This window comes from Undibacterium sp. GrIS 1.8 (assembly GCF_040544445.1).
In the GTDB taxonomy this organism is placed as follows: Bacteria; Pseudomonadota; Gammaproteobacteria; order Burkholderiales; family Burkholderiaceae_D; genus Undibacterium.
Genome location: NZ_JBEONQ010000029.1, coordinates 17,891 through 38,313 on the forward strand (window position 1 = coordinate 17,891; position 20,423 = coordinate 38,313).

At 45.3% G+C, this 20,423-nt stretch carries 33 protein-coding genes; 1 reads left to right on the forward strand and 32 read right to left on the reverse strand.

Annotated features, from left to right (window positions below; translation table 11 throughout):
* Positions 1-37 precede the first annotated feature (37 nt).
* The 32 genes from rpsD to AAKU64_RS14445 all read right to left on the reverse strand — a co-directional run bounded on the left by rpsD (position 38) and on the right by AAKU64_RS14445 (position 18,216).
* Positions 38-661 carry a 30S ribosomal protein S4 gene (gene rpsD / locus AAKU64_RS14290; RefSeq protein ID WP_322120224.1) on the reverse strand — a complete coding sequence of 208 codons (624 nt, stop codon included), beginning with the start codon at positions 659-661 and terminating at the stop codon, positions 38-40.
* A gap of 193 nt (positions 662-854) precedes the next feature.
* On the reverse strand, positions 855-1,259 hold the full coding sequence (gene rpsK / locus AAKU64_RS14295) for a 30S ribosomal protein S11 (RefSeq protein ID WP_110255932.1): 405 nt from the start codon (positions 1,257-1,259) through the stop codon (positions 855-857).
* Positions 1,260-1,287: 28 nt separating this feature from the next.
* On the reverse strand, positions 1,288-1,653 hold the full coding sequence (rpsM, locus tag AAKU64_RS14300) for a 30S ribosomal protein S13 (protein WP_322120225.1): 366 nt from the start codon (positions 1,651-1,653) through the stop codon (positions 1,288-1,290).
* Between the two features lie 27 nt (positions 1,654-1,680).
* Complete coding sequence (gene rpmJ, locus AAKU64_RS14305; protein ID WP_014004415.1) at positions 1,681-1,794, reverse strand: 50S ribosomal protein L36; 114 nt, start codon at positions 1,792-1,794, stop codon at positions 1,681-1,683.
* A 29-nt stretch (positions 1,795-1,823) separates the two neighbouring features.
* Positions 1,824-2,042, reverse strand: a complete 219-nt coding sequence (gene infA / locus AAKU64_RS14310) for a translation initiation factor IF-1 (RefSeq protein ID WP_014004414.1) — start codon at positions 2,040-2,042, stop codon at positions 1,824-1,826.
* Between the two features lie 23 nt (positions 2,043-2,065).
* Complete coding sequence (secY, locus tag AAKU64_RS14315) at positions 2,066-3,403, reverse strand: preprotein translocase subunit SecY (RefSeq protein ID WP_354362328.1); 1,338 nt, start codon at positions 3,401-3,403, stop codon at positions 2,066-2,068.
* 24 nt (positions 3,404-3,427) lie between these two features.
* Complete coding sequence (gene rplO, locus AAKU64_RS14320) at positions 3,428-3,859, reverse strand: 50S ribosomal protein L15 (RefSeq protein WP_322120227.1); 432 nt, start codon at positions 3,857-3,859, stop codon at positions 3,428-3,430.
* A gap of 28 nt (positions 3,860-3,887) precedes the next feature.
* The gene (rpmD, locus tag AAKU64_RS14325) at positions 3,888-4,067 is read right to left on the reverse strand and encodes a 50S ribosomal protein L30 (RefSeq protein ID WP_126771746.1); all 180 of its coding nucleotides are present in this window, start codon (positions 4,065-4,067) and stop codon (positions 3,888-3,890) included.
* Positions 4,068-4,077: 10 nt separating this feature from the next.
* Positions 4,078-4,596 (reverse strand): 30S ribosomal protein S5, encoded by a 519-nt coding sequence (gene rpsE, locus AAKU64_RS14330; protein ID WP_322120229.1) that lies wholly within the window; start codon positions 4,594-4,596, stop codon positions 4,078-4,080.
* 12 nt (positions 4,597-4,608) lie between these two features.
* Positions 4,609-4,971, reverse strand: a complete 363-nt coding sequence (gene rplR, locus AAKU64_RS14335) for a 50S ribosomal protein L18 (protein WP_354362329.1) — start codon at positions 4,969-4,971, stop codon at positions 4,609-4,611.
* A 12-nt stretch (positions 4,972-4,983) separates the two neighbouring features.
* Complete coding sequence (gene rplF / locus AAKU64_RS14340) at positions 4,984-5,517, reverse strand: 50S ribosomal protein L6 (RefSeq protein ID WP_322120231.1); 534 nt, start codon at positions 5,515-5,517, stop codon at positions 4,984-4,986.
* A gap of 10 nt (positions 5,518-5,527) precedes the next feature.
* A complete protein-coding gene (rpsH, locus tag AAKU64_RS14345) occupies positions 5,528-5,923 on the reverse strand; it encodes a 30S ribosomal protein S8 (protein WP_354330063.1) in 396 nt (131 codons plus the stop codon).
* A gap of 14 nt (positions 5,924-5,937) precedes the next feature.
* Positions 5,938-6,243, reverse strand: a complete 306-nt coding sequence (rpsN, locus tag AAKU64_RS14350) for a 30S ribosomal protein S14 (protein ID WP_322120233.1) — start codon at positions 6,241-6,243, stop codon at positions 5,938-5,940.
* Between the two features lie 7 nt (positions 6,244-6,250).
* On the reverse strand, positions 6,251-6,790 hold the full coding sequence (gene rplE, locus AAKU64_RS14355; protein ID WP_322120234.1) for a 50S ribosomal protein L5: 540 nt from the start codon (positions 6,788-6,790) through the stop codon (positions 6,251-6,253).
* Positions 6,791-6,794: 4 nt separating this feature from the next.
* The gene (rplX, locus tag AAKU64_RS14360; protein WP_354330060.1) at positions 6,795-7,109 is read right to left on the reverse strand and encodes a 50S ribosomal protein L24; all 315 of its coding nucleotides are present in this window, start codon (positions 7,107-7,109) and stop codon (positions 6,795-6,797) included.
* Between the two features lie 9 nt (positions 7,110-7,118).
* A complete protein-coding gene (gene rplN / locus AAKU64_RS14365) occupies positions 7,119-7,487 on the reverse strand; it encodes a 50S ribosomal protein L14 (RefSeq protein ID WP_016836029.1) in 369 nt (122 codons plus the stop codon).
* A 241-nt stretch (positions 7,488-7,728) separates the two neighbouring features.
* Positions 7,729-8,013 (reverse strand): 30S ribosomal protein S17, encoded by a 285-nt coding sequence (gene rpsQ, locus AAKU64_RS14370; RefSeq protein ID WP_322120236.1) that lies wholly within the window; start codon positions 8,011-8,013, stop codon positions 7,729-7,731.
* Complete coding sequence (gene rpmC / locus AAKU64_RS14375) at positions 8,013-8,204, reverse strand: 50S ribosomal protein L29 (RefSeq protein WP_322120237.1); 192 nt, start codon at positions 8,202-8,204, stop codon at positions 8,013-8,015. The genes rpsQ and rpmC overlap by 1 nt, the downstream gene beginning before the upstream one ends.
* 12 nt (positions 8,205-8,216) lie before the next feature.
* On the reverse strand, positions 8,217-8,636 hold the full coding sequence (gene rplP / locus AAKU64_RS14380) for a 50S ribosomal protein L16 (protein ID WP_040723969.1): 420 nt from the start codon (positions 8,634-8,636) through the stop codon (positions 8,217-8,219).
* 2 nt (positions 8,637-8,638) lie between these two features.
* Positions 8,639-9,478: a 30S ribosomal protein S3 gene (rpsC, locus tag AAKU64_RS14385; RefSeq protein WP_323492307.1), complete on the reverse strand. Its 840-nt coding sequence runs from the start codon at positions 9,476-9,478 to the stop codon at positions 8,639-8,641.
* Between the two features lie 9 nt (positions 9,479-9,487).
* A complete protein-coding gene (gene rplV, locus AAKU64_RS14390) occupies positions 9,488-9,820 on the reverse strand; it encodes a 50S ribosomal protein L22 (RefSeq protein ID WP_262834995.1) in 333 nt (110 codons plus the stop codon).
* A gap of 5 nt (positions 9,821-9,825) precedes the next feature.
* The gene (gene rpsS, locus AAKU64_RS14395; RefSeq protein WP_322120239.1) at positions 9,826-10,101 is read right to left on the reverse strand and encodes a 30S ribosomal protein S19; all 276 of its coding nucleotides are present in this window, start codon (positions 10,099-10,101) and stop codon (positions 9,826-9,828) included.
* 10 nt (positions 10,102-10,111) lie between these two features.
* On the reverse strand, positions 10,112-10,939 hold the full coding sequence (rplB, locus tag AAKU64_RS14400) for a 50S ribosomal protein L2 (RefSeq protein WP_322120240.1): 828 nt from the start codon (positions 10,937-10,939) through the stop codon (positions 10,112-10,114).
* Between the two features lie 2 nt (positions 10,940-10,941).
* Positions 10,942-11,256 (reverse strand): 50S ribosomal protein L23, encoded by a 315-nt coding sequence (gene rplW / locus AAKU64_RS14405; protein ID WP_354330054.1) that lies wholly within the window; start codon positions 11,254-11,256, stop codon positions 10,942-10,944.
* Entirely contained in the window at positions 11,253-11,876 is a 624-nt protein-coding gene (gene rplD, locus AAKU64_RS14410) for a 50S ribosomal protein L4 (protein ID WP_322120242.1), read from the reverse strand. Before rplD ends, rplW begins: the two co-directional genes overlap by 4 nt.
* Before the next feature lie 2 nt (positions 11,877-11,878).
* On the reverse strand, positions 11,879-12,535 hold the full coding sequence (gene rplC / locus AAKU64_RS14415; RefSeq protein ID WP_354362330.1) for a 50S ribosomal protein L3: 657 nt from the start codon (positions 12,533-12,535) through the stop codon (positions 11,879-11,881).
* A gap of 188 nt (positions 12,536-12,723) precedes the next feature.
* Positions 12,724-13,038 carry a 30S ribosomal protein S10 gene (rpsJ, locus tag AAKU64_RS14420; RefSeq protein WP_262834989.1) on the reverse strand — a complete coding sequence of 105 codons (315 nt, stop codon included), beginning with the start codon at positions 13,036-13,038 and terminating at the stop codon, positions 12,724-12,726.
* Positions 13,039-13,166: 128 nt separating this feature from the next.
* Positions 13,167-14,360 (reverse strand): elongation factor Tu, encoded by a 1,194-nt coding sequence (gene tuf, locus AAKU64_RS14425; RefSeq protein WP_322120244.1) that lies wholly within the window; start codon positions 14,358-14,360, stop codon positions 13,167-13,169.
* Positions 14,361-14,463: 103 nt separating this feature from the next.
* Entirely contained in the window at positions 14,464-16,569 is a 2,106-nt protein-coding gene (fusA, locus tag AAKU64_RS14430; protein ID WP_354362331.1) for an elongation factor G, read from the reverse strand.
* Positions 16,570-16,696: 127 nt separating this feature from the next.
* Positions 16,697-17,167 (reverse strand): 30S ribosomal protein S7, encoded by a 471-nt coding sequence (gene rpsG, locus AAKU64_RS14435; RefSeq protein ID WP_322120246.1) that lies wholly within the window; start codon positions 17,165-17,167, stop codon positions 16,697-16,699.
* Between the two features lie 140 nt (positions 17,168-17,307).
* Positions 17,308-17,691, reverse strand: a complete 384-nt coding sequence (rpsL, locus tag AAKU64_RS14440; RefSeq protein WP_322120247.1) for a 30S ribosomal protein S12 — start codon at positions 17,689-17,691, stop codon at positions 17,308-17,310.
* A 258-nt stretch (positions 17,692-17,949) separates the two neighbouring features.
* Complete coding sequence (locus AAKU64_RS14445; RefSeq protein WP_354362332.1) at positions 17,950-18,216, reverse strand: hypothetical protein; 267 nt, start codon at positions 18,214-18,216, stop codon at positions 17,950-17,952.
* A gap of 15 nt (positions 18,217-18,231) precedes the next feature.
* On the opposite strand from AAKU64_RS14445, the gene AAKU64_RS14450 reads away from it, so the two are divergent.
* Positions 18,232-20,310: a phosphoethanolamine transferase gene (locus tag AAKU64_RS14450; RefSeq protein WP_354330047.1), complete on the forward strand. Its 2,079-nt coding sequence runs from the start codon at positions 18,232-18,234 to the stop codon at positions 20,308-20,310.
* The last annotated feature ends 113 nt before the right edge of the window (positions 20,311-20,423 follow it).

The window sequence follows — 20,423 nt, forward strand, 5'->3', positions numbered from 1 at the left end:
TGCCTATCAGAAATAGGCAGGCAGTGAAACTTGAATATTAACGTGAATACAATTCAACAATCAAAGATTCATTAACGTCGTGAGCGATGTCGCTACGATCTGGCATAGACTTGAAAGTGCCTTCCATTTTCTTGGAATCAACCGCAACCCAAGATGGCATAGTATTTTGTTCTGCTAAAGACAAAGCCTCGGCAATACGCACTTGCTTTTTCGCCTTTTCACGAACAGCAACAACGTCACCAGCTTTAACTTGATAAGAAGCAATGTTAACAACGATATTATTAACAGTGAATGCTTTATGGCTGACCAATTGACGCGCTTCAGCACGGGTAGAACCAAAACCCATACGATAAGCAACGTTGTCCAAGCGAGACTCCAGCAACTTAAGCAGAGTTTCACCTGTATTACCTTTTTGACGGTCAGCTTCAGCGAAGTAACGGCGGAACTGACGTTCCAAAATACCGTACATACGTTTAACTTTTTGCTTTTCGCGCAATTGATTACCGTAGTCAGAGGTACGAGCACCAGAAGTGCGACCATGTTGACCTGGTTTTGCATCTAACTTACATTTTGAATCCAAAGAGCGACGAGCGCTTTTAAGAAACAAATCCGTACCTTCACGGCGGGATAATTTTGCTTTTGGTCCGATGTAACGTGCCACGGTAATTTCCTTTGTTTAATGACGCAGAGCAGAGACATTACTCCGCTGCGCTAGTCTGATCTGCTGACAACCAGACGGTGGTCTTAAAATAATAATCAATACAACACAAAACCCACCAATTTCATTGGCGGGCTACATTTTAACGGCTAAACCGATAAAAAGCTAGCAGCGATATCTTTCGATATCTTAGCTATTAGATGCGACGACGTTTAGGAGGACGGCAACCATTGTGTGGGACTGGTGTAACGTCTTGAATCAAGGAAATTTTAATTCCAAGGTTATTCAAAGCGCGTACTGAAGATTCACGTCCTGGACCAGGGCCCTTGATACGAACTTCCAGATTCTTGATACCGCATTCAACAGCAACTTTACCAGCTGCTTCCGCTGCAACCTGAGCTGCAAACGGCGTAGATTTACGCGAACCTTTAAAACCCGCACCACCAGCAGTTGCCCAGGAAAGCGCATTGCCTTGACGATCAGTGATCGTAATGATTGTATTGTTAAAAGAGGCGTGCACGTGAGCTATACCCTCTGCAACGTTCTTTTTAACTTTTTTACGAGCGCGGGCTGCGGCTGCGTTATTTTGTGCTTTTGCCATAATATTTCCTTGAATCTAGTTTCCTAGATTATTTCTTCAAAGATTGCGCTGCTTTACGTGGACCCTTACGTGTACGAGCATTCGTACGTGTACGTTGACCACGGCAAGGCAAGCCCTTACGATGACGCAGGCCGCGGTAGCAACCTAAGTCCATCAAACGCTTGATGTTCATCGAGAGTTCACGACGCAAGTCACCCTCTACGACGAATTTTGCAATTTCGTCACGGAGTTTCTCTAGTTCGTTGTCGTCCAGATCTTTAACCTTTTTACTGGTCAAAACACCAGTAGCCACACAAATATCTTGTGCGCGCGGGCGGCCGATACCATAGATAGCAGTTAAGCCAATTACGGTATGTTGATGATTTGGGATATTAACCCCTGCGATACGTGCCATTCGTTATTCCTCGTCAAATAACGTCAATTAACCTTGACGCTGTTTATGGCGTGGTTCTGTGCAAATCACACGAACTACACCTTTGCGCTTGATGATCTTGCAGTTGCGGCAAATCCGCTTTACTGATGCGAGAACTTTCATTTTTGCCCTCTTTCCTTCTAGTTACTTGTTTACTTAGTACGGAACACTATTCGCGCCCGGCTCAAATCATAAGGCGTCAATTCTACCGTCACCTTATCGCCAGGCAAGATGCGAATATAATTCATACGCATTTTTCCTGAGATATGGCCTAGTACAATATGCCCGTTTTCCAACTTAACTCGAAATGTTGCATTTGGAAGATTCTCTAAAATCTCACCCTGCATTTGTATAACGTCGTCTTTTGCCATTCGATCTGCTGTTCCTCTGGGCGTTACCTAGAAGGAATTCCGCCCTTGAAATTTGCTTTACGAAGAAGCGATTCGTATTGCTGTGACATCACATAGTTTTGCACTTGAGCCATAAAATCCATCGTAACCACTACGATAATTAATAAAGACGTACCACCAAACGAAAATGGCACTTTCCAACGCGCTATCAAGAATTCTGGCAACAGGCATACTAGAGTAATGTAAACCGCACCAGCTAAAGTCAAGCGCATCAAAATCTTATCAATGTAACGTGCGGTCTGATCACCTGGACGGATACCTGGCACAAACGCACCGCTCTTTTTCAGGTTATCTGCTGTTTCCTTACTGTTGAAAACTAGCGCAGTATAGAAAAAACAAAAGAAGATAATAGCAACTGCGTACAACAATGCATGAATCGGTTCACCAGGCGCCATTGACGCCGCCAAATCTTTCAAAAAGCGTATAAAACTACTCTCTGAAGAATCCATACCCTTAGTGAACCAACTAGTAATCGTTGCCGGAAATAAGATGATGGAAGAAGCAAATATTGGGGGAATCACACCTGCCATATTCAACTTCAAAGGCAAGTGACTACTCTGCCCACCGTAAACTTTATTTCCAACCTGACGCTTAGCATAGTTGACTAATATCTTACGTTGACCACGCTCAATAAAAACAACTAGGAAAGTAACAGCACCGGCGATTAAACATATCAACATTGCAGATATGTAATGCATAGAACCCGTACGAACCAATTCAAATAAGCTAGCCAACGCGTTTGGCAATCCAGAAGCAATACCAGCAAAGATAATAATTGATATACCATTACCAAGACCTCGTTCGGTAATTTGCTCACCTAACCACATCAAAAACATCGTACCGGTAACTAAAGTCACAGTAGTCGTAAATCGAAATGCCATTCCAGGATCAATTACCAATCCAGGTTGTGCCTCCAAACCAAAAGCTATGAAATATGCCTGTATCGTTGCTAACAACAAAGTACCATAACGTGTATATTGTGTAATCTTCCGACGTCCAGATTCGCCTTCTTTTTTCAAGGCCTCTAGCTGTGGTGAAACTATTGACATTAACTGCATAATGATCGATGCAGAAATATACGGCATGATACCTAAGGCAAATATCGTAAAACGTGATAAAGCCCCACCGGAGAACATATTAAACATTCCAAGAATGCCACCTTGGTTTTGTTTAAACAATTCAGCCAGAGACGTTGGATCTATACCAGGAACTGGTATGTGCGCGCCAACCCTATATACGACAAGTGCACCTAGTAAAAACCATAGTCTTCCCCAAGGAAAACCGCTAGCTGCACTTTTAGCCTGTTGTGGAGATGTTGCCAATTATTGCTCCAGTGTCCGCACTGATTAAGCGACTGTGCCGCCAGCAGCTTCGATTGCAGCTCTTGCGCCTTTAGTGGCGATCAAACCGTTCAAAGTCACTTTTTTAGTGATTGTTCCCGCCATAATCACGCGAACTACGCGTGCGAGCTCAGAAACTACACCAGCTTGTTTCAATGCTAGGATATCGATCTCAGAAACTGGTAAATTCTCCAGATCCGTCAATCTAACTTCCGCTTTATATGGCGTAGCCAAGGATTTAAAACCACGCTTGGGCAATCGACGCTGCAAAGGCATTTGACCGCCTTCGAAGCCGACTTTGTGAAAACCGCCTGAACGAGATTTTTGACCTTTGTGACCACGGCCTGCTGTCTTACCCAAACCAGAACCGATACCACGACCCACACGACGTTTGTAGTGTTTAGCGCCATCAGCCGGCTGTATTGTATTTAATTCCATAATTTGCTCCGATCATAAGCCTGAGAGCTTACGATACAACCTTCACAAGATACGAGACTTTGTTGATCATGCCGCGTACTGATGGTGTATCTTGCAATTCAGAAACTGAATTCACACGACGCAAGCCCAAACCGCGAACTGTAGCACGATGAGACTCACGAGTCCCGATCAGACCTTTGACCAAAGTTACTTTTACTGTCTTTGTCATTTCAATCACCTTAGCCCAGAATTTCTTCAAGGGTCTTGCCACGTTTAGCGGCAATTTCTGATGGCGTACTCATTTTGGACAAACCATCCAAAGTAGCACGAACCATATTGTATGGATTGGTGGAGCCATTGGATTTAGCAACAACATTCACTACACCTAACACTTCAAAAATTGCGCGCATTGGACCACCAGCAATAACACCAGTACCCTCTTTTGCTGGCATGATCATCACTTTAGATGCACCGTGCTGTCCGGTAACGGCGTGCTGCAGAGTGCCATTCTTGAGAGTGACTTTTATCATTTTACGGCGAGCTTCTTCCATCGCTTTTTGAACGGCTACAGGAACTTCTTTCGATTTTCCCTTACCCATACCGATACGACCATCACCATCACCAACTACTGTCAATGCAGCAAAACCCATGATACGACCACCTTTAACCACTTTGGTTACTCGGTTAATCGCGATCATTTTTTCGCGCATGCCATCATCGGGCTTATCAGCCGCCATCTTCGCTTGCATTTTTGCCATGACGAATTTTCCTTAGAACTTCAAGCCAGCTTCACGCGCAGCTTCCGCCAACGCCTTGATGCGACCATGGTAACGGAAACCGGAGCGATCAAACGCGACTTCGGTAACCCCTGCTTTTAACGCTTTTTCTGCAACACGCTTACCAACCAAAGTTGCAGCTACTGCGTTACCGCCATTGCCAGATATTGCCGCCAACTCTGCGCGCACTTCAGCCTCTAAAGTAGATGCCGATGCTAACACTTTGGCATCAGGGCCAATGATGTTCGCATAGATATGCAGATTTGTGCGATGCACTGCAAGGCGAATAACCTTGAGCTCTGCGATCTTGGCACGTGTTTGAGTCGCGCGGCGCAGACGTGATTGTTTCTTATCCATCGTCAACCCCTATTACTTCTTCTTGGTTTCTTTAATCACAACCACTTCGTCCGCGTAGCGGACACCCTTGCCTTTGTACGGCTCTGGGCTGCGGTATGCACGGACTTCAGCTGCCACTTGACCTACCTGTTGCTTATTAACCCCTTTAATCAGGATTTCGGTAGGCGTTGGTGTAGCACACGTTACGCCTTCTGGCATTTGGTGCACAACTGGATGTGAAAACCCCAAGGACAAATTTAATTTATCGCCTTGTGCTTGGGCTTTATAACCAACTCCAACCAGGTTGAGTTTTCTTTCAAATCCTTTAGTAACGCCGCTAACCATGTTATTGACTAGAGCACGCAAAGTACCCGTCATTGCATTGGCTTCACGACCGTCATTAGCGGGTGAAAAACTCAAAGTTCCGTTGTCATTAACTACTTTCACCAAACCGTTTAAGTTCTGTGTAAGCGCACCCATCGGGCCTTTTACTATAATCTGCTCTGCTGAAATCTTAACTTCAGATCCTGCTGGCAAAGCGATTGGCATTTTACCTACTCGAGACATCTTGCACTCCTTAGGCGACGTAGCAAATAACTTCGCCACCGACACCGGTTGCGCGTGCTTTGCGGTCAGTCATAACGCCTTTTGGTGTGGAGACAATCGCCACTCCCAAACCGTTCATAACACTTGGAATCTCGTCTTTACCTTTGTAAACACGAAGACCAGGGCGAGAAACACGCTCCAAGCGCTCAATAACAGGACGTCCTGCGTAATATTTCAAACCGATTTTTAATTCGGACTTACCTGCAGCTTCAACAACTGCGAAATCCTCAATGTAACCTTCATCTTTAAGTACGCTTGCGATTGCAATCTTTACTTTGGAAGATGGCATAGCAACTGCAGTTTTTTGAACAACTTGCGCGTTACGGATGCGGGTCAGCATATCGGCGATAGGATCGCTCATACTCATTGCATATTCTCCTATTACCAGCTGGCTTTAGTCATACCCGGAATTTCGCCACGCATAGCGAACTCACGGATCTTAATACGGCCCAAACCGAATTTACGGAATGTGCCACGTGGGCGACCTGTCAAGGCGCAGCGATTGCGCTGACGAGTCGGATTAGAGTTACGTGGCAATGCCTGCAATTTAAGGCGAGCTTCATACCGCTCTTCCTCAGATTTTGATTGGTCATCAATGATGGCCTTCAATTCGGCGCGTTTACCAGCAAATTTCTTCACAAGGTCTGCACGCTTTTGCTCACGATTAATCAGTGCCAATTTTGCCATGGCGACCTCAGTTTCTGAACGGAAATTTAAATGCGGCGAGAAGAGCTTTCGCTTCTTCGTCGGTCTTTGCTGTCGTCGTGATACTAATATTCATACCACGCAGCACGTCGATCTTGTCGTACTCAATCTCAGGGAAAATAATTTGCTCCTTGACACCGATATTATAATTACCACGACCATCAAACGCACGACCAGACACACCACGGAAATCACGCACACGCGGCAAAGCCACAGTTACGAAACGATCTAGGAATTCATACATTTGAGCGCCACGCAAAGTCACCATACAACCGATTGGATAACCTTCGCGAATTTTAAAACCAGCTATCGCTTTACGCGCCTTAGTTACCACAGGCTTTTGCCCGGCAATCTTAGTCAAATCACCAACAGCGTGCTCAATAATCTTTTTATCAGCAATTGCTTCTGATAAACCCATATTTAGGGTGATTTTTAATATCCGAGGCACTTCCATTGGAGACTTGTAAGAAAACTTCTCTGTCAAATCTGCAACAACTTTTTCTTTATAAAATGCTTGTAGACGAGCCATGATGTTACGCCTTCACAACTTCACCGGTAGACTTATAGATACGGATTTTTTTACCATCCACTACCTTAAAGCCTACACGATCTGCTTTACCAGATGCCGCATTAAATACTGCAACATTGGAAACATGAATCGGCATCAATTTATCAACGATGCCACCAACTGCCCCAGTCATTGGATTAGGCTTAGTCGCTTTTTTTGCAACATTGACACCTGCCACAACTATGTAATTCGCGTCTACGCATTGCTGCACTTGACCGCGCTTACCTTTGTCTTTACCTGTCAAGACAATGACTTCATCGTTTTTACGAATTTTGTTCATCACAACCCCTTACAGCACTTCTGGAGCTAGCGAAACGATTTTCATAAAGCGCTCAGTACGCAATTCACGTGTCACTGGGCCGAAAATACGAGTTCCTATAGGCTCTAACTTTGCATTTAACAAAACTGCAGCATTGCTATCAAACTTAACCAAGGAACCATCTTGACGACGAACACCCTTAGCAGTTCTCACAACAACAGCATTGTAAATTTCACCTTTTTTTACACGACCACGAGGCGCAGCAGATTTAACAGTGACTTTAATTACATCACCTATACCCGCATAACGACGCTTAGAACCACCCAATACCTTAATGCACAAAACTTCGCGCGCACCAGTATTGTCAGCCACTTCAAGCCGGCTTTCTGTTTGAATCATAATGTTCTCTTTCCCAACTTAATCCACACAATCCGCACGATGCAAATCTGTAGTCAGTTTTGGTCCTGCCAGCCAACCCAATACACAACAAACAATGCACGAGCCAACTGATTAGGTGGACGAATTTTAATTACTCTCACAAACGTTTTTCATTCTGCGAAAGGCATTTAGGCTGCCACATACATAATTTGCAAATGACAGCCAACTATTATTACATCAAAAAACAAATTGTGCAATAACTTTATAAAACTTGTGCGACTTGAACCACACGCGTCACAGTCCAAGCTTTAGTCTTGGAAATAGGACGACCCTCTTGAATTTCAACGGTATCCCCAGCCTTAGCTTGGTTTGCTTCATCATGAGCGTGGTACTTGTTAGTACGAACGATGATTTTACCGTACAAAGGATGTTTGACATGACGTTCAACGACTACTGTTACAGTCTTGTCCATCTTGTCAGAAACAACCTTACCAATCAATGTGCGCTTCAATGCCACTTTTGTTTGAACACTAACTTGATCGTTCATTATTTGGCATCCTTCTGATTCATAACAGTTTTTACGCGTGCGATATCGCGGCGAACCTTTTTGAGCTGAGAAGTATTGTTCAATTGCTGCGTTGCAATTTGCATACGCAGACTAAATTGAGCTTTCAACAGTTCATTCAGTTCTTTTGCCAACGCCGCCGGATCTTTACCTTGGAGTTCAGATACTTTCATTTACAACCCCTATTATTGGCCGACTTGACGCACGACGAACGTAGTCAATAACGGCAGTTTAGCTGCAGCTAAGCGAAACGCTTCGCGTGCGAGCGTTTCATCAACGCCATCCATTTCGTACAACATTTTACCTGGTTGAATCTCGGCAACATAGTACTCAGGATTACCCTTACCATTACCCATACGAACTTCTGCAGGCTTCTGAGAGATTGGCTTATCTGGGAAAATACGGATCCAGATACGGCCACCACGTTTAATGTGACGAGTCATAGCACGACGTGCTGCTTCGATTTGTCGAGCAGTAATACGACCACGACCTATTGCCTTAAGACCAAACTCACCAAAAGAAACAGCAGTACCACGGGAATGAGAAATCCCCTTGTTACGACCTTTTTGTTCTTTACGGTACTTTCTACGTGCTGGTTGCAGCATGATTATTCTCCTGCTTTCTCAGCCGGTGCCGCAACTGTTGCGCCATCTACTTTCGTGCGAGCACGCTTGGCTGCAGGTGCTGCTGCGATACCGGTTGTTTGACCTTCTGGACGCTTAGTGCGAGGACGGCTACTTGGCTTACCATCGTCACGGCGAGGACCACGACGCTTCTTATCGTCTTCTGGAGTAGATTCTATAACTGGCGCATCACCATTAGCTAAGCGATCACCTTTATAAACCCAAACCTTAACACCGATGATTCCGTAAGTAGTAGATGCTTCGCTAAAACCGTAATCGATGTCGGCACGCAATGTGTGCAGCGGCACGCGGCCTTCACGATACCATTCCTTACGAGCAATTTCGATACCGTTCAAGCGACCACTAGACATAATCTTAATGCCTTTAGCGCCTAAACGCATCGCATTTTGCATAGCACGTTTCATCGCGCGACGAAACATAATACGTTTTTCGAGTTGCTGAGCAATAGAATCGGAAATTAATTGCGCGTCAATCTCTGGCTTACGAATTTCCTCGATATTGACATGAACTGGCACGCCCATCAACTTGGCCAAATCCGCCTTCAACAGTTCAATATCTTCGCCTTTTTTACCGATTACAACACCCGGACGGGAGCTATAAATGGTAATACGGGCATTTTTTGCTGGACGCTCAATAGTAATACGACCTACTGATGCATTCTTCAGTTTTTTCTTCAGATACGCACGTACTTTAAGATCTTCCCCAAGCATAGAAGCAAAATTACCATTGCCTGCATACCAACGAGATGACCAGTTACGCGTTACCGCAAGACGAAAACCGGTTGGATGTATCTTCTGTCCCATCGCGACTCCTTAATTACCGACAGTCACGTATATGTGACAGGATTGTTTAGAGATACGATCGCCACGACCTTTTGCACGCGCTGTAAAACGCTTCAAAATCGTGCCTTTTTCAACATAGATAGTCTTTACTTTCAACTCATCGATATCAGCGCCATCATTATGCTCAGCATTTGCAATTGCAGATTCCAAGACTTTTTTAATGATTGTTGCACCTTTTTTCGGGCTGAAAGCCAAGATATTCAATGCCTGATCTACTTTTTTACCGCGAATCAGATCTGCCACTAGGCGACCTTTTTGCTCAGACAGACGCACACCGCGCAGAATTGCTTTAGTTTCCATCATTGCACCTATCTCTTAGCCTTTTTATCGGCGGCGTGACCTTTGAACGTACGAGTCAACGCAAATTCGCCAAGTTTATGACCGACCATATTTTCGGACACATAAACTGGTACGTGCTGCTTACCGTTATGCACCGCGATTGTCAGGCCAATAAAGTCCGGCATGATTGTCGAACGACGTGACCATGTTTTAATTGGCTTTTTGTCTTTAATTGCTTGCGCAGTTTCGACTTTTTTCACCAAGTGGGCGTCGCAAAACGGCCCTTTTTTCGCTGAACGTGTCATGTATTACCCCTTATTTCTTGCCGCGGCGTGAGACGATCATCGAGGTCGTGCGCTTGTTGCGACGAGTCTTTTTACCCTTGGTTTGCTGACCCCATGGAGATACTGGATGACGACCTGCTGCTGTTTTACCCTCACCACCACCATGCGGGTGATCAACAGGATTCATAACAACACCCCGAACGGTAGGTCGAACACCACGCCAACGCATAGCACCAGCCTTACCAATCTTACGCAGATTGTGCTCTCCATTACCGACTTCACCGATTGTTGCACGACATTCAATATGGATACGGCGAACTTCACCTGAACGCAAACGAACCTGTGCATAAGTACCATCACGCGCCATCAGAACGACACCAGCACCAGCAGTACGAGCGATTTGAGCGCCCTTACCAGGCAACATTTCGACGCAATGCATTGTCGTACCTACCGGAATATTGCGAATAGGCAAGCAATTACCGGATTTAATCGGCGCTTGGGAGCCATTCATTAACTGATCACCAACGGCCATTCCCTTGGTAGCAATAATATATTGACGCTCACCATCTGCATAACACAACAGCGCGATGTGTGCAGTACGATTAGGATCGTATTCAATACGCTCTACTTTTGCAGGAATACCATCTTTATTACGTTTAAAATCAACTAAACGATAATGCTGTTTGTGACCACCACCGATGTGACGAGTAGTGATATGGCCATTATTATTACGGCCAGCAGTTTTAGATTTCTTTTCCAACAATGCGGCAAACGGACGACCTTTATAAAGACCCTCTGTTACCACTTTTACCATACCACGACGACCTGGCGAGGTTGGCTTCATCTTAACGAGTGCCATGCTTATGCCCCTTCAGTGAAGTTGATTTCTTGGCCCGGCTTTAAACACACAAAAGCTCGTTTTGTATGATTTCTGCGACCATTAAATCTACCAGTACGTTTTTGTTTACCTTGACGATTTGCTACTTGAACAGATTCAACCTGAACCTTAAACAGCAATTCTACGGCAGCTTTAATTTCTGGCTTTGTAGCATCTGGCATAACCAAAAATACTACCTGTTCATTCTTCTCAGCAACCATAGTCGCCTTTTCTGAAATCACAGGAGCCAGCAACACCTTCATCAGGCGCTCTTCGCTATGTTTAACTAATGCGTTCATGCCAGCATCTCCTCAATCTTGATCAATGCAGACTTGGTAATCAATACTTTCTTGTAGAAAACCAAAGAAACTGGATCAGCATAACGAGGCTCTACAACTAAAACATTTACCAAGTTGCGAGCAGCAAGCATCAAGTTTTCATTGAATTCTTCAGTAATAATTAACACTGAATCCAAACATCCCATTGTCTTCAATTTTTCAGACAGCAATTTCGTTTTCGGCGCATCAACAGCAATACTATCTACAATACTCAGGCGACCCTCGCGGGCCAACTGAGACAATATCGAGCAGATACCAGCGCGATACATCTTTTTGTTAACCTTGTGTGAAAAATTTTCATCCGGTGAGTTTGGAAATATACGACCACCACCACGCCAGAGTGGCGAAGATGACATACCAGCACGAGCACGGCCAGTACCTTTTTGACGCCAAGGCTTCTTCGTAGTGTGATGAACTTCTTCACGATCTTTTTGTTTGCGATTACCGCTACGCGCATTTGCCTGAAAAGCAACGACGACTTGGTGAATCAAAGCCTCGTTATAGTCACGAGCAAAAATAGTATCCGGAGCAACAACATTAGAAGCAGATTGACCATCTGCATTTAGGAGCTTCAGTTCCATAATTAAGCTCCGTTCTTCGTTTTAACTTTAATAGCCGGCAATACAATTACCTGACCATTTTTTGCGCCTGGCACGGCACCCCTAACAAGCAATAATTGACGATCAGCATCTACACGTGCGATCACCAAATTTTGCACCGTACGATTATCATCACCAAGATGACCCGTCATACGCTTACCAGGAAACACACGACCTGGGTCTTGCGCCATACCGATTGAACCAGGAACATTATGGGAACGCGAGTTACCATGTGTTGCACGACCGGAAGAAAAATGATAGCGCTTGATAACGCCGGCATACCCCTTACCAATTGTCACACCCTGAACGTCGACCTTCTGACCAACTTCAAACAATCCAACAGGCACAACATCGCCCGCCTTCATCTCAGAAGCCTTAACAGCATCAACACGGAATTCTTTTAATACAGTACCACCTTCAACACCCGCTTTTGCAAGATGACCGGCAGCCGCCTTAGTTACACGGGATGCGCGGCGCTGGCCGAAAGTGACCTGAACAGCGGAATAACCATCTGTTTCAGGAGTTTTAATTTGTGTCACGCGGTTGTTGGATACGTCTAGCACAGTAACTGGAATTGAATCACCATCATCTGTAAAGATACGCATCATGCCAACCTTGCGACCTACAAGGCCCAAGCTCATTTTTTTCTCCATTCTCACCTACGATTGGGTGAGGCTGACTATTAAAAAACTTAAACAAATAGATCGACACATGTCGATCTACAGCTAAGCCTTCGATTATAGCTTGCTAAATTTTATTTCACAAGACTATTTATTTGAAAATGCTAAAAATTATGGTATGTAGCATTTTCTATTTGCGACTATAAAATTTATTGCAACTTGATTTCTACATCCACACCAGCTGGCAAGTCTAACTTCATCAAGGCATCAACCGTTTTATCAGTTGGATCAACGATGTCCATCAGGCGTTGATGAGTGCGGATTTCAAATTGATCGCGAGAAGTTTTGTTCACGTGTGGCGAGCGCAAAACGTCAAAACGCTGAATCCGTGTTGGCAAAGGCACTGGCCCTTTAACAACAGCGCCAGTACGTTTAGCTGTTTCCACGATTTCAAGAGCAGACTGATCGATCAATTTGTAATCGAAAGCCTTTAGACGAATACGGATTTTTTGATTAGTAGACATAACATTTCCTAAAAAGAACGAGCTACGGATATTAAATTCAGATCCGTAGCATTTTTTCAAACAAAGAACAAAATTACGATTAGGTCAAAACAAGTTCATGCTTAATGAAGTCACGAACTCTGACTGAATTAATCGGCCAAGATTTTAGCAACAACACCAGCACCAACTGTACGACCACCTTCACGAATCGCGAAGCGCAAGCCTTCTTCCATCGCAATCGGGTTGATCAGCTTGACTGTGATAGAGACGTTATCACCTGGCATGACCATTTCTTTATCTTTCGGCAACTCGATCGAGCCAGTTACGTCCGTTGTGCGGAAGTAGAACTGTGGACGGTAGTTGTTGAAGAATGGTGTGTGACGACCACCTTCGTCTTTGGACAAGACGTAGATTTCACCTGTGAAGTGAGCATGTGGCTTGATGGAGCCTGGCTTTGCTAATACTTGACCGCGCTGTACGTCTTCACGCTTAGTGCCGCGCAACAATACACCAACGTTGTCGCCTGCCTGACCTTGATCGAGCAATTTGCGGAACATTTCAACGCCTGTGCAAGTCGTAACTGCCGTGTCGCTGATGCCGATGATTTCTAATGATTCACCAACTTTGACGATACCGCGTTCGATACGGCCTGTTACGACAGTACCGCGACCGGAGATGGAGAAGACGTCTTCTACTGGCAACAGGAAGGCGCCGTCAACAGCGCGTTCTGGTGTTGGGATGTAGCTGTCTAGTGCATCAGCGAGTTTCATGATGGCTTCTTCGCCCAGTGGACCTTTGTCGCCTTCGAGCGCCAATTTTGCGGATCCTTGGATGATAGGCAGGTCGTCGCCTGGGAATTCGTATTTGGACAGTAATTCACGTACTTCCATTTCAACGAGTTCTAACAATTCAGCGTCATCAACCATGTCGCACTTGTTCAGGAATACGATGATGTAAGGAACACCAACTTGGCGCGCCAACAGGATGTGCTCACGAGTTTGTGGCATTGGGCCGTCTGCTGCGGAGCAAACCAAGATCGCGCCGTCCATCTGTGCTGCGCCAGTAATCATGTTTTTAACATAATCAGCATGGCCTGGACAGTCTACGTGGGCGTAGTGGCGATTGGCTGTTTCGTATTCAACGTGGGCTGTGTTGATCGTGATGCCGCGTGCTTTTTCTTCTGGCGCTGCGTCAATTTGATCGTAGGCTTTGGCTTCGCCGCCAAACTTCTTGGACAATACTGTCGCGATCGCTGCCGTCAATGTGGTTTTACCGTGATCTACGTGACCAATTGTGCCTACGTTGACGTGCGGCTTGGTGCGCTCAAACTTACCTTTTGCCATTTTATTCTTCCTTCAAAAAGAACGATTTATCAATAATGAACCCACTTCGGCATGAAGTGGGCTTGTCAGATGCTTTAAAACTTTTTAATGGACTGAATTCAGATTATTTTGATTTCGAAGTCACGATTGCGTCGATAACGTTTTTCGGCGCTTCTGCATAATGCTTAAATTCCATAGTGTATGTTGCACGACCTTGCGTTGCAGAACGCAAAGAAGTCGAGTAACCAAACATTTCGGACAAAGGCACTTCAGCCTTAATGATCTTACCGCCGCCACCAGGAATCTCATCCATACCTTGGACCATCCCGCGACGTGAGGACAAATCGCCCATCACTGTACCAGCGTAATCTTCTGGAGTTTCAACCTCAACGGCCATCATTGGCTCGAGAATAACTGGACTCGCCTTGCGACAACCATCTTTAAATGCCATCGAACCTGCCATACGGAATGCGTTTTCGTTGGAATCGACATCATGGTAAGAACCGAAGAACAATGTGACTTTAACGTCAACGACTGGATAACCAGCCAGTACGCCTGAAGCTAGAGTTTCAATCACGCCTTTTTCTACCGCGGGGATATATTCACGAGGAACAGTACCACCTTTGATCGCATCAACGAATTCAAAACCTTTACCCGGTTCTTGCGGTTCGATTTTCAGAACTACGTGACCATATTGACCACGACCACCAGATTGCTTAACAAATTTACCTTCGATTTCTTCGCAAGTCTTGCGAATAGTTTCACGGTATGCAACTTGTGGTTTGCCGACAGTCGCTTCAACGCCGAATTCACGACGCATACGGTCAACAATAATTTCCAGATGCAACTCACCCATACCGCCGATGATAGTCTGACCAGATTCTTCATCCGTCTTCACGCGGAAAGAAGGATCTTCTTGCGCCAAGCGATTCAACGCTAGACCCATTTTTTCCTGATCTTGTTTAGTTTTCGGCTCAACTGCCTGAGAAATAACTGGCTCAGGGAATACCATACGCTCCAAAGTAATGATGGAAGATGGATCGCACAAAGTCTCACCGGTAGTAGCATCTTTCAGACCAACAGCAGCAGCAATATCACCCGCATGTACTTCTTTGATTTCTTCACGCTGGTTTGCATGCATCTGCAAAATACGACCAAGACGTTCTTTCTTATTCTTGTTCGGGTTGAATACTGTATCACCCGACTTAACCATACCAGAATAGACGCGGAAAAAAATCAACTGACCAACAAACGGATCAGTCATGATTTTAAAGGCCAAAGCTGAAAACTTCTCAGTATCTTCTGGCTTGCGCGAAGTCGGCTCGTCGTACTCATCCAATCCTGTGACTGGCGGAATATCAACCGGTGAAGGCAAGTATTCAATAACCGCATCCAACATGGCTTGTACGCCTTTGTTTTTAAATGCAGTACCGCACATCATAGGAACAATTTCAGCCGCAATAGTGCGTGCACGAATTGCTGTTTTGATGTCTTCCTCAGACAAATCGCCTTCTTCAAGGTATTTGTTCATCAACTCTTCTGTTGATTCTGCAGCAGCATCCAACATTTTTTCGCGCCATTCTTGAGCTGAAGCAGCAAGTTCAGCAGGAATTTCGCGATAGTCAAATTTCATACCTTGAGAGGCTTCATCCCAATAGATTGCCTTCATCTTGACCAGATCAACTACGCCCAAGAAGTTTTCTTCTGCGCCGATAGGGATTTGCATCAAAATTGGATTTGCTTTCAAACGTGTACGCATTTGCTCATACACTTTGAAGAAGTTTGCGCCAGTACGATCCATTTTGTTGACGAAAGCCAAACGTGGAACTTTGTACTTATTAGCCTGACGCCATACAGTTTCAGACTGAGGCTGCACACCACCTACCGCACAGTAAACCATGCAGGCGCCATCAAGAACACGCATGGAACGCTCAACTTCGATCGTGAAGTCAACGTGACCAGGAGTATCAATAATATTAATGTGATGCTCAGGAAAATTATTCGCCATGCCTTTCCAGAAGCATGTTGTCGCAGCAGAGGTGATAGTAATACCACGTTCCTGCTCTTGCTCCATCCAGTCCATGGTAGCCGCGCCATCATGCACTTCACCGATTTTGTGGTTTACACCGGTATAAAACAAAACGCGCTCAGTTGTCGTCGTTTTACCAGCATCAATGTGAGCCGAAATACCGATATTGCGGTAGTGCTCAATGGGGGTCTTACGGGCCATAGCTAATCCTAAATCTTTTAATGGACAAAACCGAGCGCAATTTTTTTTGAAAATTACGCCCGGCCTGATTCAAATTACCTGCCAGAACCATTGCATAAAAATACACAATAGCCCCTTACTTTTACTTTTAGAAACGGAAGTGGGAGAAAGCCTTGTTGGCTTCTGCCATACGATGAACTTCATCACGCTTCTTCATTGCTCCGCCGCGACCTTCTGCAGCTTCGAGCAGTTCGCCACCCAAACGTTGTGGCATAGATTTTTCACTGCGCTTATTAGCTGCTTCACGCAACCAACGCATAGACAAAGCCAAACGGCGAACTGGACGAACTTCAACTGGCACTTGATAGTTAGCACCACCAACGCGGCGAGACTTAACCTCAACCAACGGTTTAGCATTACTGATTGCCAGTGCAAACACTTCCAATGGATCTTTACCAGATTTTTGCTGGATGTGATTAAACGCACCGTAAATAATGCCCTCAGCAACAGACTTCTTGCCTGACAACATCAATACGTTTACAAATTTTGCTACTTCTACATTGCCGAACTTTGGGTCCGGCAGAATATCCCGTTTCGGGACTTCACGACGACGTGGCATTTCGATTCCTTTTCAATCTTCAGTTGAGTCGCAGATAACATTTCATCTACTTCTCGCGGCAAGCCATCATAACCTGCCACTTACTCAGCCCATTAGGGGCCGACACTGCTCCATTTTATGGAGATTAATTTACAAGAGTATTACTTCTTAACGGCCTTAGCGCGCTTCGTACCGTATTTGGAACGAGCTTGCTTACGGTCTTTAACGCCTTGAGTATCCAAAGCACCGCGAACCATATGGTAACGCACACCCGGCAAATCCTTTACACGACCACCGCGCAACAGCACTACGCTATGTTCTTGCAAGTTATGGCCTTCACCACCGATATACGAAATTACTTCGAAACCGTTAGTCAGACGTACTTTGGCAACTTTACGCAAAGCCGAGTTAGGCTTTTTTGGAGTTGTCGTATAAACGCGGGTACAAACGCCACGTTTTTGCGGGCTGTTTTCCAGCGCCGGTGATTTGCTTTTGACACGTACAGAAACACGTGGCTGGCGAATCAGTTGATTGATGGTTGGCATCGTTTTTAATCCAACAAAATACAACGTTAAACACAAACCCGGAAACGGTTGCCCGGGGACTTAAATCTTTATTGGCATCGAACTTTCATCCGACACACCCGATTTTTGCTGAGTAAACCAACCATATTTTTGGGAAAATATGCAAGCTATAGACCATCCAAAATCGAGAACTCGCAAGTTTAAACCCTAGATCTTGCCGCTGTCAATCTGTTTGTGTGGGCGTAAGCTGCACCAAATCAAGTAGTTAGCGCGGAATGATCATAAGTTTGGGCTTACAGAATAGCCCGTTTGCGCTGGAATACAAGGCAAGCATTTAGGGTCGTATTCACAAACAGCTTGAAAATAAATTGCAACATAGTTTTTCTCATTAACACCAAGCCATCTTAAATCCTTTATATTTACGCGCTTTAACCGAGAATTAACATTAGGATTTGAGTTGATGACGGATACACTTTTCAAGGCAGTTTTGGCATGAGCTTGTTGTAAATAAGGTGCTGATGGCGAGCCATTGGCAACGAAGTACATCAAAAGTGACCAAAAATGTTCCGTCAGCACTCAAATAGCACGACCGGTGCGCCGGATGGAAAATCTCGGTTTTCGCTGTATTCACGATTCACCGCGCTTGGCGCATGTCTGGGCATCGCGCCTGGCAAATCACACCGGACCACCATCACCATGCCGCCTTTGTTGCAGCCCGCCGCTATTTATATTGTTGTCAGCTATTTTTTACTGTCGGCATTACCATTCTTCTCATTGCTGCTAGGTAAGTCCGTAGAACAGGCTTGGCAGATTGTGATGATGGAAGTAATCACCTGGCTTGCCTTATGGGCAACCATGAAGCGGCCGCGCTGGTTTCACTGGTTGCTGCTCCCTGCTTTTTTTGCGGTACCAACGGAAATCTATTTGCGTCTGTTTTTTGGGCAAGGTATCTCAACGCACCATCTGGGTATCATCGCAGAGACCAGCCCGAAAGAAGCGCTTGAATTTTTAGGCAATAAAGTCTGGCTATTGTTACTCGTATCGATCACCGTCATTGCCTGGTGGTGGAGTATTTTAAAGTTAAGCAAACGAACTCAGGCGCTGGATTGGACACACAAGTCGCGCTGGGTGGTCATCGTCTTAGTGCTGTGCGGCGCAGTCACATGGACTTACGGCGAGCAAGTTGGCATAGCATCTGCATCCGCCAAAGCCAGCGCAAAGGTGTCAACTAGCTTAAGCGCTAGCACCTCTGCCAGCGAGGAAGAAGATGAGGATGAAGACGACGACAGCAGTACCTCGGCACCAACAGCAGCATCAATATCAGTGCCAGCATCTGTCTCAGCACCATCAGTGACAGGTAAAAAGATCACTTTCTATGAGAAAGCCTGGAATCAGCTACTGCCGACGCTCCCCAAACTACCTCATTGGGCAAAGATCCCTTACGACGAGGAAACCTTTGCCCGCACCTGGCCGTTCGGCCTAGTTATCCGGGGCAAGGATTTTTGGAATGAGCGCAGTTATTTGTCGCAGCTTGCCGAAAAGAGTAGTGAATTCCACTTTAAAGCGAGTCTGACTGGCGATAAAAATCAGCCCCAAATCGTCGTCATGGTGATTGGAGAATCCTCACGCTATGACCGTTGGAGTCTCAACGGCTATGAGCGCGCTACCAATCCATTGTTAAAGCAGGAAAGCAAGCTCGTCAGTTTTACCGATGTAGTAACTGCCGTCTCTGCTACCCGTTTGTCGGTACCTATCATCGTCTCGCGCAAGCCTGCGGCACAGAGTTTAAAAGCGGGTTTTGCTGAAAAGTCGTTTATCAGCGCGTTCAAAGAAGCGGGTTTTAAAACATTTTGGTTGTCAAATCAAATGAGCTTTGGGCAATTTGATACGCCGACCTCTGTGTTTGCCAAAGAAGCCGACGTCACACAGTTTTTAAATCTAGGCGGCTTTACGAATAACTCCAGTCTGGATCAAATTTTGTTGTCGCCGATGGAAAATGCCATGCACGACCCAGCAGTTAAAAAACTGATTGTGCTGCACACCTTGGGTAATCATTGGAATTACAGCCATCGCCATCCTAAAGAATTCGACCAGTGGAAGCCATCGTTATTTGGCATCAACAATCCGGCCTATACCGATCTAAAAAACAAGCAAGCGCTCAATAATAGCTATGACAATTCCGTGCTGTATGTTGACTGGATGTTGTCTGAGGTAATCAAGCGACTCAAAACGAGTCAGCAGCTAACCTCGATGCTGTATGTATCTGATCACGGACAAACCTTGTATGACGGCAGTTGCAACCTCGCCTTTCATGGCCATAACACGCAGTATGAATTCCATATTCCGGCTTTCATGTGGTACTCGGACGCGTATCAAGCCCAGTATCCCGACAAGATCAAACAATTGTACAAACACCAGAACGCCAGGCTGTCCACAGAGAACGTATTTCATTCTTTATTGGACATGGCGAATATCCATTACCCTGGCGAGCGCCTTGAATGGAGTTTTCTAAGTCCGAAGTTGCAAACCCATATTCGCTATGTTGATAGCTATGGCTGGACCAACTATGACAATGCGACATTCAAAGGTGATTGCCGTGAGGTGATGGATAAAAAGACACCGCTGACGCAAGAGAAATAAAAAAAACAGGGGAGTATGTGAATTGAAAGCCGTATTGTCCAATCATTCTATGGACAATGTCAGCCAACTACACCATACACCCTCATGTATATAAATTAAACTACCCAAAACTA